Source organism: Bacillus sp. DNRA2 (assembly GCF_012843265.1).
In the GTDB taxonomy this organism is placed as follows: Bacteria; Bacillota; Bacilli; order Bacillales; family Cytobacillaceae; genus Bacillus_BU.
Genome location: NZ_JABAIT010000011.1, coordinates 60,984 through 78,413, shown reverse-complemented (window position 1 = coordinate 78,413; position 17,430 = coordinate 60,984). Strand labels below are relative to the sequence as shown.

Genomic DNA, 17,430 nt, shown 5'->3' with positions numbered 1-17,430 from the left:
ATGAGAACGATCAATTCAATGAAAAATATAGCTGTTAGCATCTTTTTACAAATCATCATTATCTTGCTTGGCTTCATGTCGAGAAAAGTGTTTCTTGACAGTCTTGGGACTGAATATTTGGGGGTAAATGGTGTACTTACCAATATTATTGCAATCCTGTCATTGGTCGAAGCTGGAATTAGTGGTAGTCTAACCTACAATCTTTACAAGCCATTGGCGGACAATAATCGCGACAAAATTATTGCGCTTGTTCAATTGTATAAAAAAGTATATAAAGTGTTGGCATTGATTATCTTTGGCGTGAGCCTTATGATCTACCCATTTTTAGACAATTTGTTAAAAGGCAGTGAGTCAGTCACATTTGTGAAGCTCGCTTTTTTTATTTTTGTCATAAAAAATATTGTTTACTATTTTTACGAGCATAAAGTGGCAATCATCGTCGCCGACCAAAAGGAATACGTCTTGACACGTATCTACATGATGTTCCATGGCATCACGACTATTGCCAAAATGATCATCTTAATTTTAACTAGGGACTTTATCCTGTTCTTGGTAATTGAACTCGTCACCAACACATTACATTGCTTGATAAATAATCAGGTTGTTAAAAAGCGTTACCCCTATTTGTTTACCAAGGAGCAATACCAACTTGAGATCCAGGAAAAGTCTGGATTAATTACTCAGGTTAAGGCCTTATTTTTACATAAGGTTGGAACGTACTTTATTTATGGAACAGACAATATCCTCATTTCCTATTTTCTAGGCGTGACGACCGTTGGCCTTTATGCCAATTATTTAATGATAATCGGGCAGGTGGGGGCATTGTTTACGCCGATATTAAGCGGAATGACGGCCAGTGTCGCCAATGTGATTACGGTTGAGGGCAAGGACAAACAGTATTCGGTCTTCAACATGGTTTACTTAATTAATTTTTGGCTTTATTCAATTGGTATTATTTTCCTGTTTAACCTGCTTGAGCCGTTTATTGATTGGTGGCTTGGAACCGGCTATGTTCTGGATCGACTCACGTTTATTATTTTATTGGTCAATTTCTATTTAACAGGGATGCGAGCATCGATAACCACTTTTAAAGAAGGTGGCGGGATTTTTGTGCTCGATAAGTACACCCCGATGATTGAAGCGGGCTTAAATGTGGGTGTTTCGGTGGTGTTAGTCCATTATTTAGGGTTGGCCGGCATCTTTATTGGAACAACGATTAGCTTATTAGCTGTCTTCTGGTATGCGCCAAGGTTGGTGTATAAGAATATCTTCGCCAAAAATGTGAGCACATATTTTGTGAAGTACGGTTTGTATGGCGCGCTTGCATTGGGGACTTGTGCGATAACGACCTTTGTGGTGGATGCACTGTTTACAGGAAACAGTTTTTTCTTGTTGATAGCGAAAGGTCTTGTATGTCTAATTGTTCCGAATTTGCTTTACCTGACTATATTTCATAAACGCCCGGAGTTTCAATACTTAAAGGATATAACTGAAAATATATTCCTGTCGATAAAAAATAAAGTCGCACCTTCAAATTAATCTTTGAAAGGTGTTTTTTTGTTAGAGGTGTAGAATGAAAAGATTATTTGATCTGGCGGTTGCGGGTGTCGGGTTGACCTTGTTATCGCCAATTATTTTAGTGACCGCGTTGCTGATCAGAGTGAAGCTTGGGTCACCGGTCGTATTCAAACAGGAACGCCCTGGACTGCATGGGAAAATCTTTACCGTATATAAATTTCGAACGATGACCGATGAGTGCGATGACCATGGCGAATTACTGCCAGATCAGCATCGGTTAACCCGATTTGGGAAGTTGCTTCGCAAATTCAGCTTGGATGAATTTCCCCAACTATTGAATGTTGTGAAAGGGGATATGAGTTTAATAGGTCCAAGACCATTATTAGTTGAGTATTTACCGCTATATTCGACAGAGCAGAATAAGCGTCACAATGTTCGCCCCGGCATAACGGGTTGGGCCCAAGTGAATGGGCGAAATGCGATTACCTGGGAAGAAAGGTTCAAGCTGGATGTCTGGTATGTTGAAAATCAAAGCTTTTGGCTTGATATGAAAATCATGCTATTAACGATAAAAAAAGTCATCGCTTCTGAAGGCGTCAGTCACCAAAATCACGTCACGATGCCAGACTTTATTGGTAACTCACCAAATCAATCAAACTAGTTAACCAACTTAAAGACCAAGAAGGGAGGAATTAGTAATGGTGCCGCAATTGTTACAACGATTTCGTGAGAGTAAACTAGTCGATCCGGTTCGAACAATAAAACGGCAATATCAAGCAAAACGGTATTGGAAGGAAATCATCGCAGCTTTAAAGGAACAAAACCAGCACTGTACTAAACAGACTCCGTTTCAAAAACCAGGGATCGCCTTTTCATTTGATGATAGCTTTCGAGTCAACGATTGGTATCGATATGGGAAGGAATTATTCGGCTTCTTTGATGTGAAAGTGACTTTTAATATTAATGCGTTTCATCACTTTGAAGGTCAAAGGGAGCACAGCCAAGCTGAGATAGATATGCTGCTTGAACTGCAGGCAGACGGACATGAGATTGCTCATCATGGCTATACCCATCAAAACTCGCTTGAATATGCCAATGAGCATGGCTTGCGCAAATGGATTGAAGCTGAGATTGAACCATTAATAGACTGGATGGAGCGTCAAGCCCATTCCATTACAAAGGAAAAGTTTAAAAGGCCAGTTAGCTTTGCCTATCCGTATACCTTGTATTCTGAAGCGACAAATGCCGCATTAGTTCCGGACTATTTTAATGTAGTCAGAGGAGGTTTTGATCATTATTCGTTACCACAACGCGGTGTTACAGGTTATGTGCCGTCCATTTGCATTGACCAGAAGGAACTGTTTGATTTTTCCTACTTTAAACAAGCTCTGAAACTTGCGAGAAAAAGTGGAACAAATTTAATCATCATGTGCCATTCGATTTTGCCTGATGAAGTGAACTGGAATGATTTTGGCTGGGGTAAGGAGGCGGTGGAGCCAGGTAAATATCGCACTGCACCGAAGACATTACAGGCAATTATTAATGAAGCAAGAAAGCTTGATATGGTCTTTTATACAACGGCAGAACTGGCAGGTATTGCTACTTTTATCGATTGCAATTTTGAAGACTTTCTTCGCCGAGAAGTTCTTAAGACAACTGATAAATGGATTAACATTAGGGATTTAGAAAGCGTTAAGGAACTTGATTTACGCAATCTTCATATCACCAATTTAGCCGGGATAGAATACTTCATCAATCTTGAAAAATTGTCCTTGGGTGACCATGCTATCAATGACCTTCGTTTACTCAATAGGTTGCCAAAGCTAGCGATAATCAAATGAAAAAAAGACAGCTAATCATGGCTCAGCTTGGTGTTTTGCTATTAATAGTGGCGATTATCTGGATTAAGATAACAACTCATTTCGACGCGACAGGGTCTCCTGACATTCTTGTCAATGTTAATGAATATGGGGCAATTGGTGATGGAGTGCACGATAATACGAAAGCATTTCAAACGGCAATTGATGATGTATTTCAACAAGGTGGCGGAACTGTATTCGTGCCGGCGGGAATGTATAATCTCAATCCGATTTATCTAAAAAAAAATGTCCATTTACTTGGTGAACAACGTGATACCGTCATTCTAAAGCTTGCCGATGATGCTCCTGATGATTATACACGAATAATCACGACAGCTGATGATACAAGCATTCAATCGATAACCTGTGATGGGAATTATCAAAACCATCCAAATGGAATTGAGCACATGCACTGCATCTTTATTGATGATAACGAAAATGTGTCCATAAAGAATAATAAAATCATTAACGCGGTCGGTGATGGAATCTCGGTAACTGGCTCAAGTAAAACAAGTAAAAATATCACCATTGAAAACAATATAGTCAAAGAAAACCAACGCTCACAAATTGTGATCGAACAAGTAAATCATCTACAGGTCACAAACAATGTGATCGAGTCAAAAACAGGGCGACCAGCACTTCATTTTGAGCCGTGGGAAGAGCAGCAATACGAGGATGCAACAATCAGCATGAATAAGATTGAATCAAATGTTAATGGCAATTGTGTCTTGCTTGCCGGTGCCGATAGTGAACAAGCGGAAAAGGATGAACCAGGTTATTTTTTTAATCATATAAAGTTTTATCAAAACGAGGTTCATTGTCCAAAGGGTGCCTTGCTATTGATGGATACAAGTAATGCTAACGTATTTGACAATCAGCTTACAGTGAAAGAGATTCATGTTTGGCGTAAAAATCAACAGGTTAGGATTGAGGGCAATCATATTAACGCAAACATTGGAATTCGGATTGAAGGTGGCAAGGATGGTAAGCTAATCTCAACTGGTACTGTTATCATTGGGAATGCAATTAACACCGAAAATGATGGAGTAAACATTCATGCTGGTGGAAACGAAACCTATATTTCTAACAATCATTTTACGGGATCAAACAAAGCATCTGGAGTGGCGTTATTTGCCTCGGATGATATCACGAATACGGTCATTACAGATAACACCTTTCTGCACTATCAGACAGGTGTTTTTTTAGATTACGACTATTATGCAGCTACTAAGATAGAGCGAGTGCGTATTACCAGTAATCTTTTTTTTATAAGTAAAAATAAGGCGGTAGTGCAAACGAATCATAACAGAAGGCTTATTAAAGAGTTAGTGATTTCAAACAATCAGTATTACTAGATTAATAATTTACAAAAAAGGAGATTTACCAATATGAAGGATCATTCGAAACGGAAGCATTTAAACTTGATCCAGTTCTCCCGGGCGCTTGTCCCGCTATTTGTATTGCTGTTTCATGCGGAAGCATTCATGCACATCTATTTTGATTATGATTTTTTGAAGTTACAGGATGTGCCGAAGTCAGGTGGAGTGTATTATTTCTTTGCTCTATCCGGCTTTATGATTTATTACATTTATCAGAGTGATTTTGGCAACCCGAAGAAATTGAGGGACTTTTTGGTAAGTCGATTTATCCGTATTTATCCAATTTATTGGATTTTATCTTTGTGTGTTCTACCTGTTTATTTTATGTACCCAAGCTTTGGGCAAGGAAATGAGCATGAATTGAACACGATTATTACCTCGTTTCTGTTGTTTCCAAATGAAAATGAGCCAATTTTAAGCGTTGCCTGGTCTTTGGTTTATACGGTCTTTTTCTACCTTGTGTTCGGGATAAATTTTATCAAAAATAAAACCGTCTCACGGTTGGTTCTGTTGTCGTGGGCACTAGTTTCGCTAGGTTTTAGTGCAAAGTTTTTTACCTCTGCTAAATACTATATCAATTTCTTATTTAATGGAAATAATTTGGTGTTTTTGGTTGGGGTTCTTTGCGCGTTTATCGTGATGAAAATTAAACTACCAAGATTAGTAGCTTGGTCGATTGTGATAATAGGAATTTTTGGCTTTCCGTTTGCATGGTTTAACACACAATATCAACTGTCTCACTTAAGTCTGCAGTTCATCACGAGTCTCGCCTCAGGATTACTCATTTTAGGCTTATCGTCAATTGACCTACAATCGGAAATCAACATTCCGACGTTTGCGAAATACTTGGGAGATGCATCGTTTTCGATTTATTTAACACATTTTTTAATCATGTCAGTGCTGTGTAAGTTCTTTAGCTCAACATCGATATTAGCAGGTCATTATTTTTTCATCAGCGTTTTGCTCTTGTGTGTGGCAACGATTGGAGGCTGCTTCGTTTACACTTTCCTAGAAAAGCCACTGAATCGGAGCATAAAAGCCTTTCGTTCGAAGCGGGCTTTCAGGGTAAATGGTAATGAGTTACCAGTAGTCGAAAGGACCTAATAGTAGTCACAAAGACCTGAAAAATCGTTGACTTGTTCTTTATATAGAACTATAATAAGGGAAATGTTTCTTAAAGTGAACGATATTTTGTAAAAGCGTCGTTAAAAGGGGATAAGAGTATGAATTCTATGCCACGGACAGCCTATATGCTGCAAATTCATAAAAATCCGGAGCAGGTGAATATGTTCATTCATCAGTTGATCGCCACAGACGATGGAGATGTTTATGTTCATATTGATAAAAAAAATGCTGAACAAGTAAGCGGAAAGATAATTGAGCATCCTAGGGTGAAGGTTCTTGGTACCAATATTAATTGTGAATGGGGCGACATCAGTCAGGTAGATACGACAATTCTGTTGTTGCGCGAAGTACTAGCCTCTAAAAACGAATATGATTTTGTAGCTTTAAGAAGCGGACAGGATTTATTAGTAAAGCAAGGATTTAATCAATTTTTAACGGAAAATAATGATAAGGCATTTTTCCATTATAAGAAAGTAAGCGATGAAAACCTTGGTTTCATGAAGATAAGTTGGCCGAAATTTGCCCGGAAGCGTTATACGACGACACACCCAGTCAGAGTTTATCGGCGCGTTCTTTTGAATTGCTATAAAAAAGGATTCAATCTATCACCGAATCGTAAAGCATGGCCGAAGGATTATTCTTTTTATAAGGGCTCGCAGTGGTTCACGGTCCCAATTGCGGTTGCCGAATATATAATCAAATTTTTAGACGAAAATCCTTGGTATTATCAATTCTTTAAACATACTTTAGTTCCGGATGAAAGCTTTTTCCATACGTTAGTTTTAAATTCTCCTTATCAAAATCGGGTCGTCAATTCCAATTTAATGTTTCTTAAGTGGGGAGAAACATTAAGCGAACGGAACTCACCGCAAAATTTAACGAGTGACGATATTCCCTTAATAGAGGCAGCAAATGAGTTTTTTGCCCGCAAGTTTGATGAAACAATTGACCGCAATGTCATTGATTATTTTCTAGAAAAAGTGGGTGTAGGGCTAAATGAAGTCGAGAGTCACAGCTAAATCGGGAACATTGGATTCACATAATGAGCTAAATAAACGGTTATCAAATCATCATTCATTGACCGAACTTGAGCGGCAATTTGGCACTTCCTACTACATTTTTGATGTTGAGCAGCTGCGGGAGAATTACTGGAAAATCGAAACCGCCTTTAAGAGTCGCTATGAAAACTTCATCATCGGATATTCCTACAAAACTAATTATTTGCCGTATTTATGCAAAGAATTATCTAGATTAGGTGCATATAGTGAGGTGGTGTCAAGGCTCGAGTATGATTTGGCTTTAAAAATCGGCGAAAATCCAAATCGAATTATTTTCAACGGTCCGTTAAAAACGAAGGAGGATCTGTTTTTTGCCTTGTCTCAGGGAAGCATGATTAATCTGGATTCACTTTATGAAGTGGAGTTTGTGAAAGAATATGCCGAGCTGAATCGAAGTCACATCATTAAACTAGGCTTGCGGCTTAATTTTGACATCGCAGAAAATGGGGTGAGCCCACTTCAGGAAGGTTACCCAATTAGCCGATTTGGAATCTGTGTTGAGAGTGGAATGTTCGAGCAGGTGATAAAAGAGCTTTCCGATTATGAAAATATTAAAATTGTTGGTTTACATGGTCATTTTTCAACAAGAAGACGAAATATCGAAGCCTATCAGAAAATCACCGAAACGCTTTGTGAGCTTGGAAAACGCCACTTGAATGAGTCGCTTGAATATATCGATATCGGCGGCGGAATTTATGGGGAGTTACCTAAGTCTTTCAATCTCAAGACGCCGACCTTTGATGATTATGCTTCAACTGTTTGTGAGATTATGAATAGGGAGTTTGCCAATTGGCCGAACAAGCCAGCATTAATATTGGAGCCAGGGATTTCGATGGTGGCTAATACTTTCAAATTTGTTGCTAAGGTGATCGAGACAAAGATGATTCGCGGTCAGCAATTCGTCGTCGTCGATGGAAGTGTTCATAATGTTAAACCGACGATGCACCGAAACAATTTACCAATGGAAATCATCAGGCGAAACCCGGGGAGTGCAGCAACACATTCCTTTCACATTGTGGGGTATACATGCATGGAGAAGGATTATTTAGCACATGAACTCAAATGTGAGCTTCCGCAAATTAATGACTATATCATTTTTGATAATGTCGGCGCCTACACGATTGTTTTCAATCCTCCTTTTATAAAAGAAAGACCGAGTATTGTCGCAGCAGTCGATGACGAGTTTTTTAGCGTTAGGAAGCAAGAAACGCTAAAGCAATTTTTTAATGAGGAAATCTACATTTTCTAAAGGGAGAATGAAACATATGAATATATTAATTTGCAGTGCTGGCCGTCGCGTTAAATTAATTGAATATTTCAAAAACGAACTTCAGGCCGTAAGCGGAAAGGTGATTGCCGTGGATTGTGATCCAACTGCCCCAGCATTATACCATGCTGATCTATTTGAAATCGTACCGCGGATTGATGCCCCTGATTATATTCCTCGCCTAAAAGAGCTATGTAAAAAGCATCAGGTAACGGGAATCTTGTCACTAATCGACCCGGAATTATCCTTATTGGCAAGCGTAAAAGAGGAGCTAGCACTGGAAGGGATTCGCGTCATTGTCTCTCAGCAAGCAGTCGTTGATCTTTGTTTTGATAAATATATGACAGCCCAGTTTTTACAGGAACACAACCTTCCTGCCGTACCGACTTTTATTGATTTTAGCGAGGTTATGGATGCTTTAAATGTCGGAGAATTACAGTTTCCGTTAATTGTGAAACCAAGGTTCGGAAGTGCTAGTATCGGGCTTCACAAGGTCACGACATTAAAGGAATTAATGGTATTTCAAAATGACGGTGGTGAGTGGATTGTTCAACCGTTTATTGACGGTGAGGAGATCGGTTGCGACTGCTATATCGATTTATTATCCGAGAAAACGACCAATATTTTTATGAAAAAGAAGATTCGGATGCGAGCGGGTGAAACCGACAAATCGATTGCGATGAAAGATTCTAGCTTGAAACGGGTGATTGAAAGACTAATTGCTGTCCTTAAGCCACATGGTCCAATTGATATTGATTGTTTTAAGATTGGAGCGGGCTACCACATTTCTGAAATCAATCCACGCTTTGGCGGTGGTTATCTTCATGCCCATGAGATGGGGCAAAATTTCGTGAAAAACATCATTCGAAATTTAAACGGCGAGTTCAATGAGCCAAATAGCTGCGACTATCAGGAAGGTTCCACGCTCATTAAATTTGACCATTTTATCTTATTATGATTTTGTATTTACCTAGTTTGGGAGAAATCGAATCTAGGCAAATGCAAAAGTGAAATGCATTTACCTGGAGTGCAAAAAATGTGACCAGGTAAATGCAAATCAAAATTAACTTCAGAATAAATCCTCCTTCACTAGTTTTCCCCATCCTGACAATATTTAACGAAACATCCACCATCAAAACTTCCCTTAAAAATGATAAGATAAAAACATTGTTTAGCTTCGATTCAGACAAAGGAGGAGCATATTATGTCTGTTCGATTTTTAATTGGGCGCTCGGGAAGTGGCAAGACTGAAACTTGCCTCCGCGAAATCAGCGAGCGATTACAAGCGAATCCGGGTGGCGACCCGATTATATATTTAGTTCCAGAACAAATGACGTTCTTATCGGAGCAGCGCCTTGCGACAAATCCTGAGCTACTCGGAATGATTCGAGCACAGGTGTATAGTTTCACGCGCCTTGCCTGGAGGGTGCTTCAGGAAACGGGTGGTTTTAATCGCTATCATCTAACTAGCACCGGCATCAGCATGTTAATTAGAAAAATCATTGAAGATCAGAAGGGGGAACTCACCCTTTTTCACAGAGCCGCAGATAAAAATGGCTTTATCGAGCAGATGGAGCAGATGTTAACCGAGTTTAAGCGCTATTGTATCAAGCCTGAGGAGCTGGCCGAAAAGCAAGGTGAAATAGCAAGTCAACATTCACTTGCTGATAAGCTCCATGATTTAGAAAAAATCTACCAACATTTTGAAGAAGCATTATTGGATAAGTATCTTGATTCGGAAGATTACTTTCTTCTTTTAGCGGAAAAAGCTGGAACATCAACGTTCTTAAAAGAAGCAGAAGTGTATATCGACGGTTTCTACAGCTTTACTCCAATTGAATATTTAGTCCTGCAGCAATTGATGAAGCATTGTAAGCGCGTCACGATTACGTTAACGCTTGATGAGATCTATACCGATATTCAACCTGATGAATTGCAGCTATTTCGGATGAGCGGTGATACATGTCAAACACTCCACGATATGATTCGAGCCGAGGGGATTGTCTTTGAGGAACCAATATTACTCAACGAACCGCTCAGATGGGAAGATGCATCTTTCTTACATCTTGAAAAATACTTTGATATGCTACCGGTTCAAGCCTATCAGGATACCCCGGCAATTCATATCGTCCAAGCAGCCAATCGACGGGCAGAAATTGAAGGGATTGCTCGTAAAATCAATCAGTTGGTTGCAAATCATAACTACCGTTACCGCGAAATCGCGATTTTAGCACGTAACACTCATGAATACCGCGATGTGCTTGAGGCAACCTTCACTGACTATGAAATTCCAGTTTATCTCGATCAAAAAACATCGATGCAGCATCATCCATTAATTGAATTGCTGCGCTCTAGTCTTGAAATACTAAATGGATATTGGCGCTATGAGCCAATCTTCCGTGCCGTTAAAACAGAGCTGTTATTTCCGTTTAAATCAGACCACGAGAAGCTGCGTGAGCAAATGGACCGCCTCGAAAATTATGTGCTTGCCTACGGAATTCAGGGTGATAAATGGACACGAAAACAGCCGTGGACTTATCGGAAGTTTCGTGGATTAGAGCTTGAGAATGTTCCGCAAACAGATGCAGAGCAAAAAACAGAGGCTGAGCTTAATGAACTGCGTACCTTAATTACCACTCCATTATTACAGCTATCACGCCGGCTTAAAAAGTCGAAAAACGGTCGTGAGCAAGCAGAGGCACTATATTTATTTTTAGAAGAATTAGAGATTCCGAGGAAGCTTGAACGATGGAAGCAAGTTGAAGAAGAACGAGGTAATTTGCTGAAAGCGCGTGAGCATGACCAGGTTTGGAACGGGATTATTGAATTACTCGATCAATTTGTCGAGATGCTAGGTGAGGAGAAAATACCACAAAAGCAATTTGCGGGAATTATCGATTCAGGGATTGAGTCTTTGCGTTTTTCACTTGTACCACCAGCGCTTGACCAAGTCATTGTTGCTGATTTGGAAAAATCACGCTTAGAGGAAATCAAAATTGTGTTTGTGATTGGCTTAAATGAAGGTGTGCTTCCGGCAAAGCTTAATGATGAAGGAATTTTAGCAGACGAGGATCGTGAGGTATTGCTTGGTCGGGGTATAAAAATTGCCCCATCAAGCAGGATACGCTTGCTTGATGAAAATTTCTTGGCATATAAGGCGTTTACTTTACCGAAGCAGCAGTTGTTTTTAAGTTACCCGCTTGCCAATGAAGAAGGCAAGGCGCTAATGCCATCACCATATATTAAACGAATGCAGGAGCTATTTCCAAAAGTGGCCATGTATACTTTTGTCGTCGACCCATCCGAGTTGAGCGAAAAAGAGCAATTAGAATACGTGGGGAACGAAAACACGACATTGGCCTATTTGACAGCTCAATTGCAGTTGAAAAAGGAGCATTATCCGATTTATGATTTCTGGTGGGACGTATATAACCACTATATCAAAAATGAACCTTGGCGCAGGGGGGCAATTAAGGTACTATCGAGTCTGTTTTATGATAATAAAACGGCTAGGCTCAGTGAGCAAGAAAGCCTTGAGCTATATGGTGACCATATTCAGGCGAGTGTGTCACGGATGGAAATGTTCCATAGTTGTCCATTTTCACACTTTGCCCATCACGGTTTGAAGCTGCGTGAGCGCCAAGTTTTCCGCCTCGAAGCACCTGATATTGGTGAGTTGTTTCATGCGGCGTTAAAGCATATTGCCGATACCGTGAATGAAAAGAATCTTTCTTGGGAAAAAATGACCGAGTCGGAATGTGCGCTTCTCGCGGGTGAGGCTGTCGAAATTCTTGCGCCGAAGCTGCAGCATGAAATCCTGTTGAGCTCTAATCGTCATGCTTATTTAAAACGTAAGCTTGAGAAGATTATTAAGCGAGCTGCTGTCGTGTTAAGTGAGCATGCTAAAGCAAGTGGCTTTGCCCCAATTGGCTTAGAACTTGGCTTTGGTCCAAAAGGAGATCTGCCGCCAATTGGTTTTAACTTAAAAAATGGTACGAAAATGGAGTTGGTCGGTCGAATTGACCGTGTCGATAAGGCAACCAGCGGTGACGATGTTTACCTGCGGGTCATTGACTATAAATCGAGTGAGCGCGATTTGAATTTGAGCGAAATGTATTATGGTTTGTCGCTACAAATGCTCACTTACCTGGATATTTTGATTACGCATTCTAAGCAACTGATTGGTCGTCAAGCGACTCCTGCTGGAGTATTGTATTTTCATGTTCATGACCCCGTCATCAATGCTAAGAAAATGCTCACGCTTGAAGAAATTGAGCAGTCAATCTTAAAGCAATTTAAGATGAATGGATTGATTTTAGGAGAACAAAATGTCATTCAGTTAATGGATAAGACACTTGAGACAGGCGATTCTCAAGTGATCCCAGCTGGAATTAACAAAGACGGCAGCATTCGCTCACGCTCTAAAGTCGTATCAAAGCAGGAATTCGAACAGTTTACACATTATGTACGCAATACGTATGTGAATTCTGGTGATCAGATGCTTTCTGGTGCAGTGGAAATTGCTCCTTATAAGCTGAAAAATAAACAAGCTTGTACATTCTGTTCATTCAAATCGATATGCCAATTTGACCCAAGTTTAACCAATAATGAATATAGACATTTACCGATTTTATCAAAGGATGAAATTTTGAATAAAATTCAAAAGGAGGATGTATCAATTGGTTCGCTCGATAATACCTCCAAAACCGAATAATGTAACCTGGACAGATGATCAATGGAAAGCGATTTACGCCAAAAATCAAGACATTCTCGTTGCCGCAGCAGCAGGGTCAGGGAAGACAGCCGTTCTCGTTGAGCGAATGATTCAACGGATATTAGCATCTGACGAGCCTATCAATGTTGACGAGTTGTTAGTGGTGACGTTTACGAATGCTTCAGCTGCTGAAATGCGGACGCGAATCGGAGAAGCGTTGGAAAAGGCAATCCAAGTCACGCCGACTTCGATCCACCTGCGGAAACAGTTGACATTACTAAATCGTGCTTCGATATCAACTTTGCACTCATTTTGTCTGGATGTCATTCGTAAATATTACTATTTGATTGACCTTGATCCAAGCTTTCGGATTGCCAATGAAACAGAGGTTCAACTCCTTCGCGATGAAGTGATGGACGAACTGTTTGAGGATGAGTACGGAAAAAACGATAATGAGCCATTTTTTGCCTTAGTTGATGCATTTACAAATGATCGCAGTGATGACGCTTTGCAGTCAATCATTCGCGATGTGTTTAATTTTTCCGTGTCCAATCCAGCCCCTGATTTATATTTGCAATCAATGATTAGAATGTATGAGGTTGATGAAGCTACATCAATTGAAACGTTACCGTTTGCGGAAATGATTCTCGAGGATATTGAACTGCAGCTAGAAGGCGCTAAAGGTTTACTTGAAGAGGGTTTGAGGCTAACGAAAGAGCCGGGCGGCCCAGCGCCACGCGCCGAAAACTTTATCGGTGACATTCAATATGTCGAGGCATTGTATGCTGCGAAAAATCAATCCTGGTCAGCGCTTTATGAGCTAATGCAAAAAATCCCGTTTGCCCGTGCCAAAACGGTTAAAGGAGACGAATACGATCCGGAATTAACTGAACAAGCACAAGAACTTCGCAAAAAAGCGAAAAAAATTCTGACTGATTTGCAAAGTGAATTTTTCATGCGTAAGCCTGCGAGCTTCCTAAAGGACATGGTGGAAATGAAGCCACATGTGGAAACGATTGTTGGACTTGTTCAAGCGTTTGCACTACGATTTGCAGCTTTAAAGCAGGAAAAGGGATTGGTTGACTTTTCTGACCTTGAGCATTACTGTCTCGAAATATTAACAGATGAGTTGTTAGCTGATGGCACCCGTTTACCATCACAAGCTGCTTTATTTTACAAAAATCGCTTCAAAGAAGTTCTTGTCGACGAATATCAAGATACGAACATGGTGCAGGAAGCAATTTTACAATTAGTGAAAAGTGGCGATGAACAGTCCGGTAATCTGTTTATGGTTGGTGACGTAAAGCAATCGATTTATCGTTTCCGTCTTGCTGAGCCGAATTTGTTCCTTGGCAAATATCGTCGTTTCTCGGTTGAGGGTGACGATGGTGGCTTAAGGATTGATTTGGCGCAAAACTTTCGGAGTCGAAAAGAAGTCTTGGATGGAACGAATTATTTATTCAAGCAAATGATGGGTGAGCGTGTTGGTGAAATTGATTATGATCAGGCTGCTGAACTGAAATTGGGGGCAAGTTACCCGCTTTCAGATCCGTTTCCGGTTGAGTTGATTTTAATCGATCAGGGGGATAAAGCAAATGCGAAGCCGAGCGGAGAGACAGACGATGATAATGATCAATCGGAAATAAATGAGGAAGCCGTTTTTGATTTGGCTGAATTGGAACAGTCGCAATTGGAAGCACGGGTGATGGCGAAAAAAATCCGCGAGATGATTGAAGAACGAAAGCCTGTCTATAATCCAAAAACAAAGCAAGCAGCTCCGGTGAAATACCGGGATATTGTAATTTTATTGCGTTCATTCGGCTGGGCAACCCAAATTATCGAAGAGTTTAAGCAGCAGGGGATTCCTGTTTATGCAAATCTTTCTTCTGGCTATTTTGAAGCGACAGAAGTGTCTATCATGCTGTCATTATTAAAGGTTATCGATAATCCTTACCAAGACATTCCATTGGCAGCTGTTTTGCGTTCGCCTTTGGTAGGTTTGTCTGAAGCGGAATTGGCACAAATTCGGATTGCCAAGAAAAACGGTGCCTTTTATGAAGCGTTAGTTGAGTATTCTGAACAAGCACCTTCATTGTTTGTGGCGGAATTGTATGAGAAAGTCCGAATGTTTTTGGAACAGCTAAAAGACTGGCGTACGCGGGCCCGCCAAGGCGCATTATCACAATTTATTTGGCAGCTGCTAAAGGAAACGAAGTTTTATGAATTTGTTGGCGGGATGCCGGGGGGCAAACAGCGTCAAGCTAATTTACGGGCCCTGTTCGACCGTGCCAGAGCCTATGAAGCAACCTCTTTCCGTGGCTTGTTCCGCTTTTTGCGGTTTATTGAGCGAATGCGGGAGCGTGGTGATGACCTTGGGACAGCAAGGGCGCTGGGAGAACAAGAGGACGTTGTCCGGATCATGACGATTCACAGTAGTAAAGGGCTTGAATTTCCTGTTGTGTTCATTGCCGGTACGAATCGTAATTTTAATAAAAATGATACAAAAAAAGCATACATGCTTGATAAGGAATTCGGGTTTGCTGCAAAGTTCGTCGACCCGGTTAAACGAATTGCTTATCCATCGCTGCCGCAAATGGCCTTTAAGCGAAAAATGAAGATTGAAATGCTTGCCGAAGAGATGCGTGTTCTATACGTTGCGTTAACTAGGGCAAAGGAAAAGCTGTATATTCTCGGAACAGCAAAAAACTTAGCAAAGCTTTTTGATAAATGGTCAGCTGTAACGACGCATTCTGATTGGCTTTTACCGGATTATAAACGGGCTACCGTGTCTACTTATTTAGATTGGATTGGTCCTGCGCTTGTGCGTCATCAGGATTGTCAGTCTGCGCTTGGCTTCTTTGGAAGTGTTTCTGAATTAGTTCCAAAGGAGATTGTTGCTCATCCATCAAGTTGGAAGATAAAGACTTTGATGGCAGAGGAAATTGCTGAATTTGATGTCGAACATCCTAAAGAAGAGTCAAATTTAATGGAGTTTGTTAAAGATGGCACTCTTGTACCGATTTCAACCGATGCTGCTCAGACAATTGCGCAGCAGTTGTCGTGGAAATATCCATTTGCTGAAGCGACAGCGCACCGTGCCAAACAATCTGTTTCGGAAATGAAACGGCAGCTAGAGCTGTTTGAAGAGGGAAGCGGATCGGAATTGAAGGGAAAGTTTGCGAAGCCGCTCTATAGGCGGCCACGGTTTATGCAAGAGAAAGCATTAACACCTGCTGAGCGCGGTACAGCGATGCATATGGTGATGCAGCAGGTTGATTTATCGAAGTCAATTAATGAAGTGTATTTGGCAAACTTGCTGGAAGAGTTATTGGAACATGAGTTACTGTCTCTAGAACAAAAGGAAGCGATTGACATTCCACAAATCAGTGCTTTCTTTGAAACTGAGTTGGGTAAACGGATGGTGCACTCAAAAAGGCTCCAGCGCGAAACTCCGTTCAGTGTATCGTTACCGGGACATGAGGTATATGCTGATTGGCAAAGTGCGGATGAACGAGTGCTTGTACAGGGAATTATCGATTGTTTATTTGAGGATGAGCATGGACGAACGGTTCTCGTTGATTACAAAACTGATTCAATCGAAACGCGTTTTAAAGGTGGGTTTACAGAGGCTGAACCAATCCTGCGCGAACGCTATCGACTGCAGCTTGAGCTTTACAGCAAAGCAGTGGAACAAATTCTGAAGAAATCAATTGATGAGAAGTATTTGTTCTTTTTTGATGGCGGACATGTGTTAGAAATGTAATGATAAATAAAAAATGACGTGAACGATGAGGGGGTTCACGTCATTTTTTTATCTTGCTCCTGGGCAAGCCATTTGCGTTTTTCTAGTTATTCCCTACTGTTGGCTGATCAACAAGATTTGAATCGAGGACATTTGTTCCGTTGACTCCATTATTTGTTACGACAAGCCCTCCAGTGTTACCGGCTCCTGCGCCTGAAAAGGACTTGGAATTACTTTTTGGTGAAATAAACATCGTATCTCCAAATTGTACGACTCCGCCACTTACATTGACAATTTGTACTGGTCCAACGAAAGCTGGCATATTCAACCTCCTTTGCCTCATTCAGTAGATACCATATCCTTGTTCACTTCGGTTTCCTCACCGAATGGATATTCACTTGGAAATAATAAATGGCGAATGTGCTTAATGCGTGCTTCCATCTGGACAATTTTACTATTGCCAATATGAACAAGAGAAGATGAAGAGACCCCGATAATATCAATAGTTCCCACTTTTATACCGCAAGCACCATGATTATTCCTTTCAATCCCCAAGTGCTCAGTAAGCAGTGGTAGAGGGATGGGCTCTGAAAAAACGCGATAGCGGCTAAAATCGCCTTCCTGCCCGAAAAATATTTCTTCCTCACGTTGTTCAGCCAATGCAAGGTTGGTTCCTCTAATATAATGAGAATCTCCCAATTGAATGATGGAGCTAAATTGCAGAGAGTCCACCTTAAGTGAATCAACAAAAGAGGAGCGTTTAAACAT

General features: G+C 40.7%; 12 protein-coding genes. 10 read left to right on the top strand and 2 right to left on the bottom strand.

All coding sequences use genetic code 11. The features are described 5' to 3' along the window. From HHO41_RS11195 to addA, 10 genes are all read left to right on the top strand, one after another. A complete protein-coding gene (locus tag HHO41_RS11195) occupies positions 1-1,539 on the top strand; it encodes a lipopolysaccharide biosynthesis protein (RefSeq protein ID WP_169098544.1) in 1,539 nt (512 codons plus the stop codon). A gap of 34 nt (positions 1,540-1,573) precedes the next feature. Further along, positions 1,574-2,179: a sugar transferase gene (locus HHO41_RS11190; RefSeq protein WP_169098542.1), complete on the top strand. Its 606-nt coding sequence runs from the start codon at positions 1,574-1,576 to the stop codon at positions 2,177-2,179. A gap of 37 nt (positions 2,180-2,216) precedes the next feature. Continuing rightward, on the top strand, positions 2,217-3,359 hold the full coding sequence (locus tag HHO41_RS11185; protein WP_169098540.1) for a polysaccharide deacetylase family protein: 1,143 nt from the start codon (positions 2,217-2,219) through the stop codon (positions 3,357-3,359). After that, entirely contained in the window at positions 3,356-4,732 is a 1,377-nt protein-coding gene (locus HHO41_RS11180) for a glycosyl hydrolase family 28-related protein (protein ID WP_169098538.1), read from the top strand. Before HHO41_RS11185 ends, HHO41_RS11180 begins: the two co-directional genes overlap by 4 nt. Positions 4,733-4,765: 33 nt before the next feature. Continuing rightward, positions 4,766-5,860, top strand: coding sequence for an acyltransferase family protein (locus HHO41_RS11175; RefSeq protein ID WP_169098536.1), 1,095 nt, complete (start codon positions 4,766-4,768; stop codon positions 5,858-5,860). 119 nt (positions 5,861-5,979) lie between these two features. Continuing rightward, positions 5,980-6,900: a beta-1,6-N-acetylglucosaminyltransferase gene (locus tag HHO41_RS11170; RefSeq protein WP_169098534.1), complete on the top strand. Its 921-nt coding sequence runs from the start codon at positions 5,980-5,982 to the stop codon at positions 6,898-6,900. Beyond that, positions 6,878-8,188: a type III PLP-dependent enzyme domain-containing protein gene (locus tag HHO41_RS11165; RefSeq protein ID WP_169098532.1), complete on the top strand. Its 1,311-nt coding sequence runs from the start codon at positions 6,878-6,880 to the stop codon at positions 8,186-8,188. Before HHO41_RS11170 ends, HHO41_RS11165 begins: the two co-directional genes overlap by 23 nt. 16 nt (positions 8,189-8,204) lie before the next feature. Next, positions 8,205-9,164, top strand: a complete 960-nt coding sequence (locus HHO41_RS11160) for an ATP-grasp domain-containing protein (protein ID WP_169098530.1) — start codon at positions 8,205-8,207, stop codon at positions 9,162-9,164. 246 nt (positions 9,165-9,410) lie between these two features. Beyond that, positions 9,411-12,920 carry a helicase-exonuclease AddAB subunit AddB gene (addB, locus tag HHO41_RS11155; RefSeq protein ID WP_169098528.1) on the top strand — a complete coding sequence of 1,170 codons (3,510 nt, stop codon included), beginning with the start codon at positions 9,411-9,413 and terminating at the stop codon, positions 12,918-12,920. Next, a complete protein-coding gene (addA, locus tag HHO41_RS11150; RefSeq protein ID WP_169098526.1) occupies positions 12,877-16,683 on the top strand; it encodes a helicase-exonuclease AddAB subunit AddA in 3,807 nt (1,268 codons plus the stop codon). Before addB ends, addA begins: the two co-directional genes overlap by 44 nt. 82 nt (positions 16,684-16,765) lie before the next feature. Here the strand turns inward: addA and HHO41_RS11145 are convergent, their stop codons facing one another. Then, positions 16,766-16,984, bottom strand: a complete 219-nt coding sequence (locus HHO41_RS11145; protein WP_169098524.1) for a spore germination protein — start codon at positions 16,982-16,984, stop codon at positions 16,766-16,768. Between the two features lie 17 nt (positions 16,985-17,001). After that, complete coding sequence (locus HHO41_RS11140; RefSeq protein ID WP_169098522.1) at positions 17,002-17,430, bottom strand: spore germination protein GerPE; 429 nt, start codon at positions 17,428-17,430, stop codon at positions 17,002-17,004.